This window comes from Citrobacter sp. Cpa228, assembly GCF_030333085.1.
GTDB classification, from domain to species: domain Bacteria; phylum Pseudomonadota; class Gammaproteobacteria; order Enterobacterales; family Enterobacteriaceae; genus Citrobacter; species Citrobacter pasteurii.
Genome location: NZ_JAOWGQ010000045.1, coordinates 1 through 9,861, shown reverse-complemented (window position 1 = coordinate 9,861; position 9,861 = coordinate 1). Strand labels below are relative to the sequence as shown.

At 53.3% G+C, this 9,861-nt stretch carries 7 protein-coding genes and 6 pseudogenes; 3 read left to right on the top strand and 10 right to left on the bottom strand.

What is annotated here, in order from left to right; translation table 11 throughout:
• Positions 1–285 (bottom strand): annotated as a pseudogene (locus OGX91_RS12500) (pentapeptide repeat-containing protein); the annotation flags it as partial.
• A gap of 181 nt (positions 286–466) precedes the next feature.
• Positions 467–602, bottom strand: a pseudogene (locus tag OGX91_RS12495) (hypothetical protein); the annotation flags it as partial.
• A gap of 176 nt (positions 603–778) precedes the next feature.
• Between OGX91_RS12495 and OGX91_RS12490 the strand changes: the two are divergent.
• Positions 779–889: pseudogene (locus tag OGX91_RS12490) on the top strand (transposase); the annotation flags it as partial.
• A gap of 265 nt (positions 890–1,154) precedes the next feature.
• Here the strand turns inward: OGX91_RS12490 and fecE are convergent.
• The 8 genes and pseudogenes from fecE to tnpA form a co-directional block, all read right to left on the bottom strand.
• On the bottom strand, positions 1,155–1,922 hold the full coding sequence (fecE, locus tag OGX91_RS12485) for a Fe(3+) dicitrate ABC transporter ATP-binding protein FecE (RefSeq protein WP_005121257.1): 768 nt from the start codon (positions 1,920–1,922) through the stop codon (positions 1,155–1,157).
• A complete protein-coding gene (gene fecD / locus OGX91_RS12480) occupies positions 1,923–2,879 on the bottom strand; it encodes a Fe(3+) dicitrate ABC transporter permease subunit FecD (RefSeq protein ID WP_199948086.1) in 957 nt (318 codons plus the stop codon). It lies immediately after the preceding gene.
• Complete coding sequence (gene fecC / locus OGX91_RS12475; RefSeq protein ID WP_155021009.1) at positions 2,876–3,874, bottom strand: iron-dicitrate ABC transporter permease FecC; 999 nt, start codon at positions 3,872–3,874, stop codon at positions 2,876–2,878. Before fecC ends, fecD begins: the two co-directional genes overlap by 4 nt.
• Positions 3,871–4,773, bottom strand: a complete 903-nt coding sequence (locus tag OGX91_RS12470) for a Fe(3+) dicitrate ABC transporter substrate-binding protein FecB (RefSeq protein ID WP_005121253.1) — start codon at positions 4,771–4,773, stop codon at positions 3,871–3,873. Before OGX91_RS12470 ends, fecC begins: the two co-directional genes overlap by 4 nt.
• A 74-nt stretch (positions 4,774–4,847) precedes the next feature.
• Positions 4,848–7,166, bottom strand: coding sequence for a TonB-dependent Fe(3+) dicitrate receptor FecA (fecA, locus tag OGX91_RS12465; RefSeq protein ID WP_286626434.1), 2,319 nt, complete (start codon positions 7,164–7,166; stop codon positions 4,848–4,850).
• Between the two features lie 86 nt (positions 7,167–7,252).
• The gene (fecR, locus tag OGX91_RS12460) at positions 7,253–8,206 is read right to left on the bottom strand and encodes a ferric citrate uptake sigma factor regulator FecR (RefSeq protein WP_286626432.1); all 954 of its coding nucleotides are present in this window, start codon (positions 8,204–8,206) and stop codon (positions 7,253–7,255) included.
• Entirely contained in the window at positions 8,203–8,724 is a 522-nt protein-coding gene (gene fecI / locus OGX91_RS12455; RefSeq protein ID WP_286626429.1) for a ferric citrate uptake sigma factor FecI, read from the bottom strand. Before fecI ends, fecR begins: the two co-directional genes overlap by 4 nt.
• A 164-nt stretch (positions 8,725–8,888) precedes the next feature.
• Positions 8,889–9,083, bottom strand: a pseudogene (gene tnpA / locus OGX91_RS12450) (IS200/IS605-like element IS200F family transposase); the annotation flags it as partial.
• Positions 9,084–9,259: 176 nt separating this feature from the next.
• On the opposite strand from tnpA, the pseudogene OGX91_RS12445 reads away from it, so the two are divergent.
• Positions 9,260–9,395, top strand: a pseudogene (locus OGX91_RS12445) (hypothetical protein); the annotation flags it as partial.
• A gap of 181 nt (positions 9,396–9,576) precedes the next feature.
• Positions 9,577–9,861, top strand: a pseudogene (locus OGX91_RS12440) (pentapeptide repeat-containing protein); the annotation flags it as partial.

Below are 9,861 nucleotides of genomic sequence, written 5' to 3'. Positions count from 1 at the left end.
ATCAATAGTGAATCTAATAGACATGCCGGAGTTATGAATAATACTGTTCAGTGTTTTTCGCGGGGATATACCCTCTGAAGCCAAAGAACGCGAGAGACTATTGATGACAGACTTAAGCCGCTTCTCCCCTGAGTCCTTAATTCCCAAAGTAAAAATGTACTTCAGACACTCACCTACGCCATGCAGTCTGGTTGCTTCTTTGTGCAATGTTTTATCATCTGGGCTCATTGCAGCGTTTACCAGTATATCCATATGTTTTTGTGCTAAAGCATTAATGTTGTCCATTGACATCTCCTTATTGATTGGTTTATCGCTAAGGCGATTCTCTTACTAAGAGACAACGAAAAATATCAAAAAGTGCTCCGGTTTGGCATTAATTCATATTGAAGACATCAATGAATAGATGCCTTTAATATAGATTTAATATCTATATTGAGTTTTGATTCTCAGTACCGACAAATCGCTATTAGTGCGCGCCGCCGCCACTCCCTGCACCGAATGGCGGTTTGGCAAACCGATACCAGGCCGAGTAGCACGAGGAAAATCCCTGCAGACATCCAGAAGATTTCGTTAGCAGAAATAATCAGGCCCTGGTGAGTAATGCCAGTCAGTTAAGCAACTGACTGGCCCTTTTTGTGCACAGAAAACCCCCAGCCAGGCTGAGGGTTCCGTAAAGCTTTCAGCTTTGGGCCAGTTATTAAAACCCCTTTTGATTTGTTAAAACATCTTGCGGTCTGGCAACTGCAAAAGTTCAACAAGAAATCAAAAGGGGGTTCCAATGGGGGACGAGAAGAGCTTAGCGCACACCCGATGGAACTGTAAATATCACATAGTTTTTGCGCCCAAATACCGAAGACAAGCATTCTACGGGGAGAAACGCAGGGCGATATCATGCAGGGAATCACCTTGCTTATACCTGTCCCAGATAATCGTTTTCTGCTCTGGCGTGTAGTAAATACGCGTTCTTCGTTTCATGGCAACGTCCCCCTCGATTAAGGATAGCGTTGCATCGACCCGTTGAACTCACAGCACAAAGCGGGCATTCTAAAACAAGTTGATGTGCTCATCGTAAGCGTTCAGAGCCAGTCAGAAAGACACAGCGGCACAGTTCCCGTTTCGTTTAGCCGAGGTTTGCTTCATACGACCTGTACAATCTACATTATCACACACATCGGTCTGCCAGATATCGGCTCGGGATGGATCTCCGTTTCCACGCTGAATACGCTTCTCAGCAATCCAGGATTCATCACTGCTTCCGGTGTGCCTTGTGCCATCACATGTCCGTTGGCCATGACCACCAGATGATCACAGTATCGGCTTGCCTGATTAAGGTCGTGCAGCACTGCGACTACCGTTTTTCCCTGACCTCGGAGTGCGCCCATCAACCGCATCAGTTCCACCTGATGATTGATATCGAGATAGGTAGTTGGCTCATCGAGCAGGACAACGGGCGTATCCTGCGCCAAGACCATCGCCAGAAATGCGCGCTGGCGTTGGCCGCCAGAAAGATCGGTTAACCGTCTGTCGGCAAGATGATGGATTTGGGTCTGGCTCATGGCGACATTGACCCGCGCATTGTCTTGCGCACAAAGACGCCCCCAAAGTGGTAACCACGGGTTGCGGCCGTAGGATACCAGTTCTCGGACGGTGATCCCCTCTGGCGTTAAATGATGCTGCGGCAGCAGTGCCAGCCTGCGGGCAAGCTGGCGCGATGAGAACGTATTGATGGGATTGTCGTCAAGAAATACGGTGCCGGACTGCGGCATTAACAGCCGTGAAAAACAGTTTAACAGCGTCGATTTCCCACAACCGTTAGGGCCAAGTAGGGCAGTAATCTTGCCCACAGGCAGTGTGAGTGATACGCCGTCTAATACCTTGGTTGTACCGTAACTGATCGTCAGTTTTTCCGTTCGTAATGTCATTTATCGCATTCTCACAAGCAGCCAGACAAACCATGGCGCGCCGATAATGGCGGTCAGCACGCCAGCTGGAAGCTCCAGCGGGGGATGAATAATTCGCGCCAGCAGGTCGGCCATCACCAACAGTAACGCACCTGTCAGGGCCGAAACGGGCAGCAGCCAGCGATGACGTCCACCGGTAATGCTGCGCACCATATGTGGCACCACGAGACCAATAAAGCTAATCGGACCGCAGACGGCCACGCCCGTAGACGTCATGGCGACAGCCAGTAGCAAAGCCCGAAACCGGGTGCGCGACACCGACACGCCGAGCGTGGTCGCGCGCGCATCACCCAGCGCCAAGAGATCGAGATTGCGGCAAAAACTCAGGCTCAGCGGCAGAAACAAAATCAGCAGCGGGACGGCAACCTTCACAAAGCTCCAGTCACGACCCCATAAGCTACCGGTCAGCCACAGCAGAGCGCTGTTCACATCCTGTGGGCGCGAGAGCATCAGATAATCCGTCAGGCTGGCCCAGCAGGCAGAAAGCGCGACACCTGTGAGCGCCAACTTCACTGGCTGGCTGGTGTTCGCCAGCATTTTCAGCAAGATCAGGCCCGTCATACCGCCGGCAAATGCCAGTAGTGGCAGTGCAACCACCGGCAGGGACGGTAAGAGAAGCAGAGCGCCCACAGAGGCAAAACTGGCGGCATGGTTTACGCCGAGAATATCCGGCGATGCCAGAGGGTTACGTACGATCCCCTGTACCAGAACGCCTGCAACCGCGAGGGCGGCACCCACAAACAGCGCCAGTAGTAGTCGCGGCAGGCGGTATGCCGTTAACACGTAATGATATTCGAGTCCGGTCTGCCAGTCGGTTATCAGGGCGCGAAAGGGAACCGAGATCACCCCCATTTGCAACGACAGTACCGAAATTCCTGTCAGTGCGAGGGCGATGAAAATGACTATCGTAATTTTCATCCGCGCCTCCTGACCAGCCAGACAAAGCAGGGCGCGCCAATCAGCGCCAGCACGGCTCCCGCGGGCAATTCGCCGGGGAAGGCCAGTGCCCGCGCCAGAACATCCGCCAGTAGCATCAACGTGGCGCCCAAAAGCATGCTCATCGGCAGCACCTTGCGTAGATCGAATCCCACCCAGAAGCGAGCCAGATGCGGCATCAGCAGACCAATAAACGCCACTGGACCCGCCACACTGACGCAGGCGCCGACGAGAAGCAGCAACAGAATATTGATGATCAAACGTAGCCTGGGCAGATTGACCCCCAGCGTGCGGGCGGTGCTATCGCTGACGTTAAGCAGATTCAGTTGATTAGCCAGCAGCAACACCACCGGTACAGCCATCGCCACCATCGGCAAAAGCTGCCAGAGTTCCTGCCAGCGTGCGTGGGATACGCCCCCCGCTAGCCAGTAAAAAATACCGTAGGCGTGATCTTCAGACAGCAGCAGGGTGATACGGGTCAAGGCCATACAAAAAGCCGAGAAGGCGATACCCGCAAGGATCAGTTTGTTTTTGTCTTGGGTATGGCGAAATCCACCGCCTGCGGCCATCACCAACAGCCAGCTTATGCCGCCGCCGCAGGCGGCGATAAAGGCGATGGAGTAACCCGTAACGGGTGTTGGGCTGACGGCGCTGGTGAGCGCCATCGCCAGCGCCGCGCCGCTGTTTATGCCGAGCAATGACGGGGAGGCCATTGAATTATGCGTCAGGGTCTGCAGCAGCGTTCCCGCAAGAGCCAGGCTAGCGCCGATCAAAATGGCGACCAGACTTCGCGGCAGACGAAGGTTTTGCACCAGCGCATGTGCCAGCGTCGGCGTAGAGTCGGGCAGCAAGGCACGAATCGCGTCAACCCCAGAAATAGGAATGGCCGAGTAGCAAAACAGACTCAGCCAGAAAACAACGATAAGCGCGGCAAGAGGAAGCCCCCACTGCAGCGCTGGGTGTCTGAGAACTGTCATTTCACATCAGATAAAGGCTGGTGATGAAAGATTTTTACCGTGTCGCTGGCAATACGTTCGGCCGCAAAAATGCCGCGCATTCGCGCCCAGGCGTTACTATCGACCGAAGCCGTCTGCTGTTTTTGCACAGCCGTTAATATCTGCCATAGCGGGTCTTGCTGCCAGCGTTTCACGATGCTCTCTTCGCGATAGTGTGCGACTAACAACCATGCAGGATTGACTGCCAGCAACTGTTCCAGACCAATGGATGGCATCGACACACCGGCCTTCATCGCGGGCACCGTCAGCCCAAGAGCGGCCAGGACACTCCCGGTATAGGTATCACGCGTGTGCAGATTGAACTGCTGTTCACGGGATGTACCGAACAAGACCAGCGTGCCTTTTGGCAACTCGCTGGCCCACTTTGACATCCGTTGTTTGTGTTGCTCCAGGCGTGATTGCATCTGTGCCTTTTTGCCGACAACGTCGCCGATGATGGTCGCAGACTGCAGATTTTCAGCATAGGTTTCATTACGAGACTTAAGCAGCAGGACCGGTGCGATTTGCCGCAAGGCGTTGCAAATCCCCGCATGGCGGCTGCTATCGGCAATGATCAGATCCGGTTTTAGCATACTGATGGCTTCTAAACTCGGCTGCGCACGGGTGCCAACAGACTGCCAGGTTTTCAGATGGGCGCGAACCTCTGGAAGAATGCGCGTCGCATCATTATCGTCGGCAATGCCGACCGGACTGACATCGACGGCGGCCAGCGCGTCTGCAAACGACAGTTCCAGCACCACTATCCGCTGTGGCGTTTTATCAAGCGTAAAAATGCCGTGCTCATCCTGTACCGTGGTGGCAAAGGCGTGGCCTGTGACAAGCAGCAGGCCTGCAACAAGAACTCGAAAAAATGTGAACATGGGTGCTCCTGAAAGCCGGGTGGCGCTTCGCTTACCCAGCCCACAAAACAGCATGCAGGCCGGGTAATCGGGGATTAGAACTTCAACGATCCCTGCATGTAGAGTGTGCGCGGCTGGCCGGCGTAAATGCCTTTGTTGTTGTCGTCATAAGAGCGGGTAAAATATTCTTGGTCGAAGATATTTTTCACACCAAACGCAAGGTTCAGATCTGCCATCTGCGGACCGAAGTCATAGGCTATGCGCGCGCCCCAGAGCATGAAACCAGGGATCCGGCCGGTGCTGCCGTCGGCGCTCTCTTTAACGGTGTTGGCGTTATCCGCAAACTGGCTGGACTGGAAATCGCTGTTCAGGTTGAAGGTCCAACTGCCCGGTTTATAGTCCACGCCCAATGTGCCTTTGTGTTTCGGCGAGAACGGCACTTGGTTGCCGTAGGTGTCGCCTTTCTCGCGGATCTCGGCGTTCACATATGCATAGCTTGCGTAGACGGAGATGTTGTCGAGGACTGGCGTCAGCGTGCCAAGGTCATAGCGAGCCTGAGTTTCCAGTCCGGTATGGCGCGTTTTACCGCGTGCGGTCACGGTATCGTTGAGCTGGTTGGAGTCGTACTGATTATTAAAGTTAATCAGGAACAGCCCCATTTCTGCCGTCAGCGCACCATCGTCGTATCGGGTTCCGAGCTCCCAGGTTCGCGCTTTTTCCGGTTCCACATTGCCGCTTTGCACAGCCTTGCCAATTTGGCTGTACTGTACGGTGCCGAACGAGCCTTCAGTGTTTGCATAAAGATTCCAGCTATCAGTTAGGTGATAGAGCACGTTTAGCGCTGGAAGCGGGGCGTTATAGCTCACTTCCTCGTGCGTACGTTTAATGGCGTTGTTTTGGTATGACTCGATATGTTCAAAGCGTATACCCGGCGTGATGGTCCAGTTACCCACGTCGATTTTGTCATCCAGATACCACGCGTGCGCTTCGGTACCGGAACGGGTGTCGCGATCGTAAGGGCTGGCGCTGGTCGGCAGCTGTCCGCCGCTGGTGGTGGTGTAGTAACGCATTTCATGCGTCGATTCACTTACATAGCGGTAGCCGACGCCCACTTCGTGCGCGGAAGAGCCAATCATAAAGCTCTGGCTGTAGCGCGGTTCAATGCCTCGCACCCAGTAGTTACGCGGTGAAAGGGTGGTACGTTTGCCTTGTTCTAAGTAGCCGCTGCGTAGGGTTTCGGTGTAGAAGCCCTGAATGTTGAATTTATGCTGGTTATCCGGCTGGAACTGATAGCCAAGGTTTGCCAGCTTGCGACGACCCCAGAAGCGATCGTTCGGACGCGTGGACTGCCAGCGGTCGGCGTCGTAATCTGCGCGGGACAGGCCGCCGGGCATGTCGGCTTCGCCGTCATAGTATTGCAGCAGGCTGTTGAAAGTGTGCACCTCGTTCGGCGCATATTTACTTTTCAGCATCAGGTCATCGATGCGCGTGGCGCTATGCTCGCGCCAGTCGCTGCCGCGGGTGCCGGAGTAAAGCAGGGCAGTGCCAAAACCATTATCCGCCGTGCCGCCCACCATCAGGTTATGCGTCTCTTTCGGATTATTTTGCGAAGAAGTTGGGCTAAGCTGCCCTTCCATACCTGCTTCGATACCGAAGTCTTGAGGAATGGCGCGGGTGACAAAGTTCACCACACCCCCCACGTTTTGTGGCCCGTAACGCACCGCGCCACCGCCGCGTACCACATCGATGGCGTCCATATTTCCGAGCGAAACAGGCGCCAGTGAAAGCTGCGGCTGACCGTAAGGGGCAAACGGCACCGGAATACCGTCCATCAGCACCGTTGAACGGCTGGCAAGGCGCGGGTTCAGACCGCGAATACCAAAGTTCATCGCCAGGTCGTGGCTGCCAGTCCCGTTGTTTTCCGGGGCGGTGACGCCAGGGATACGGTTGAGCACTTCGCGCATGGTCGTCGCGCCGGTTTTGGCGAAATCCTCACGGCGGATAACGTCACGTGTGCCAGCATGTTCGAAAACGTCATTTTCACGCGCGTCGCCCAGCCAGTCGCCCACCACAGTCAGGGCATCTTCTTTCGGTGCGGGCTCCAGCGTCCAGCTGTTATTGCCCAGCGGTTTTACCTGCAGGCCGCTGCCGCTCAGCAGATGTTGCAGACCGGTTTCGACATCGTAGTCACCGTGAAGGCCGTTGCTCTGTTTGCCGCGTGTCAGGCTGGCGTCCACCGACAAGGTAATTCCGCTGTGTGCGGCATATTGGTTAAGCGCCTTGTCGAGCGCACCTGGGGCAATATCAACCTGCGCTGCGAAGGTTGATAACGAAAGGCCGGCCAGTGGCAGCAGGCACAGGCGAATGGCATTAACCAAAGGTGTTGTTTTGTGCAAAACGCGTGAATGCGTCATACCTTCTCCATCATCATTTTTGTTGTGTTCAGCTATGAGTCGAACGAGAAGGGGAAAAGGGACAATAAAAATGAGAATTATTTTTCTTACAACGCTGAGATATTGACCCAGTATCGTGTAACTGACTGAATTTTAACTGGAAGAGTCTGAGCAATAACATTCAGAATTGCATCGGTATTTTTCAGTGGGAAAGTCCCGCTCAGGCGAAGTCCCGCCACTGCCGGATCACAGCGCAGCACACCGTTGCGATAACGGCTCAGCGTGGCAATGACCTCACCCAGCGGTTTATCACTGAAACTCAGAACGCCCTGTGTCCAGGCTGCGCTTTCATCATCCGATGTGGCGATTTCAGCAAATTCAGACGCGCTAAACTGCAGGCCCTCGCCAGCGTTGACGATACGTTTTTCCTGCGGATGATTTGCCAGGCTGACTTCAACAGCATGCTGCTGTACGGCTACGCGCGTGATGTTATCGTGCTGAAAGACAGTAAATTCTGTGCCTAATGCGGTGAGCTGACCCTGGAGCGTCATCACGCGGAAAGGTCGCAGTTGGTCGTCTTTGGCTGTAACGATGGCAATTTCACCGTACCAGAGGTGGACGGTACGCTGATGCGCATCAAAACGAACATCAGCGGCGCTTTGTGTGTTGAGCGTCAGCAGTGAACCATCTTCCAGCCGCTCATGGCTGACCACGCCTTTAGCGGTGCGGTAGTCGGCACGCAGACCTTCACCGGCCTCAGATTGCCAGAGCTGCCAGCCGCCGCCCACGCCAAGCAGTAACAGCAGCCCTTTCATGACGTGACGACGGGTTAGGTGCGTATCATGCAGCGCCCGGCTGGCGACATCGCCCGGTACATGGTTGAGCTGGTTGCGTAGGTTTTCAACCTGTTGCCATGCCCACTGATTGTCTTGGTCTAGCTCATACCATTGTTGCCAGCGAGCTTCCTGCTGCGGACTAACGCGATCGCCGCTCAATACCGCATACCAGTGTGATGCTGAGCGCAATGCCTGACGGCGAGAATCGGAGATAGCAGCGTTCACAAGCCGTGCTCCAGACGAAACAGCAGACAATGTTCGATAGCCTTTGCCACATACTTTTTCACCGAGCTGACGGAGACGCCGAGCTTAAGCGCGATCTCGCTGTATTTGAGCCCCTCCAGTTGCGAAAGCAAAAACGCTTCGCGTCTTTTTCCGTTCAGGCCGTCAAGCATGCTGTCGATGAGTTGCAGGGTTTCGAGCTGGCTCTCACTTTCCTCGGGCGAAGGCGCGAGATTTTCCGGCATCAGCGCCAGCATCTCCAGATAGGCTTTTTCCAGCGCGTTTCGACGAAACAGGTCGACCATCACCCGTTTGGCAATAGTACACAGGAAGGAACGAGGGTCACGGACAGTCTTGAGCGAGTCACTGCCCATTACCCGTAAAAATGTGTCCTGGGCAATATCATCAGCATCAAAGGCAGATTGGAGTTTGCGCGTCAGCCAGCTTTTCAGCCAGCCGTGATGTGCGCCATAAAGCGACTCGAGCGTGAAGCAAGCGGTAGTAGTGGCGCGGTCAGACATGCGGATTGCATCAAAAGTTAATTATCACGCGTCTACATTAACATGAGAATGGTTATCATTACAATTGGAAATGAAATGAGATAAAAATGACATTTTAAAGGGGTTATGATTTTGGCATTAATAGCATCCCTTAATGGCTACATACGGCGCTGGCTTTACGCTTACAGCATATGGATATGATCTGCGCAGCATTCCGCTTCCAGGATTCGTACGTTTTTCCACTCGCACAGCTTTCTTAAGATGCTGCCTATCGCCCTGCGTTTCTCCCCGTAGAATGCTTGTCTTCGGTATTTGGGCGCAAAAACTATGTGATATTTACAGTTCCATCGGGTGTGCGCTAAGCTCTTCTCGTCCCCCATTGGAACCCCCTTTTGATTTCTTGTTGAACTTTTGCAGTTGCCAGACCGCAAGATGTTTTAACAAATCAAAAGGGGTTTTAATAACTGGCCCAAAGCTGAAAGCTTTACGGAACCCTCAGCCTGGCTGGGGGTTTTCTGTGCACAAAAAGGGCCAGTCAGTTGCTTAACTGACTGGCATTACTCACCAGGGCCTGATTATTTCTGCTAACGAAATCTTCTGGATGTCTGCAGGGATTTTCCTCGTGCTACTCGGCCTGGTATCGGTTTGCCAAACCGCCATTCGGTGCAGGGAGTGGCGGCGGCGCGCACTAATAGCGATTTGTCGGTACTGAGAATCAAAACTCAATATAGATATTAAATCTATATTAAAGGCATCTATTCATTGATGTCTTCAATATGAATTAATGCCAAACCGGAGCACTTTTTGATATTTTTCGTTGTCTCTTAGTAAGAGAATCGCCTTAGCGATAAACCAATCAATAAGGAGATGTCAATGGACAACATTAATGCTTTAGCACAAAAACATATGGATATACTGGTAAACGCTGCAATGAGCCCAGATGATAAAACATTGCACAAAGAAGCAACCAGACTGCATGGCGTAGGTGAGTGTCTGAAGTACATTTTTACTTTGGGAATTAAGGACTCAGGGGAGAAGCGGCTTAAGTCTGTCATCAATAGTCTCTCGCGTTCTTTGGCTTCAGAGGGTATATCCCCGCGAAAAACACTGAACAGTATTATTCATAACTCCGGCATGTCTATTAGATTCACTATTGAT

Bases quoted from the DNA above. Each gene is read 5' to 3' on its own strand.
- OGX91_RS12470 (WP_005121253.1), bottom strand. From the start codon at position 4,773: ATGTTCACATTTTTTCGAGTTCTTGTTGCAGGCCTGCTGCTTGTCACA.
- fecE (WP_005121257.1), bottom strand. From the start codon at position 1,922: ATGACATTACGAACGGAAAAACTGACGATCAGTTACGGTACAACCAAG.
- fecI (WP_286626429.1), bottom strand. From the start codon at position 8,724: ATGTCTGACCGCGCCACTACTACCGCTTGCTTCACGCTCGAGTCGCTT.
- fecC (WP_155021009.1), bottom strand. From the start codon at position 3,874: ATGACAGTTCTCAGACACCCAGCGCTGCAGTGGGGGCTTCCTCTTGCC.
- fecA (WP_286626434.1), bottom strand. From the start codon at position 7,166: ATGACGCATTCACGCGTTTTGCACAAAACAACACCTTTGGTTAATGCC.
- fecD (WP_199948086.1), bottom strand. From the start codon at position 2,879: ATGAAAATTACGATAGTCATTTTCATCGCCCTCGCACTGACAGGAATT.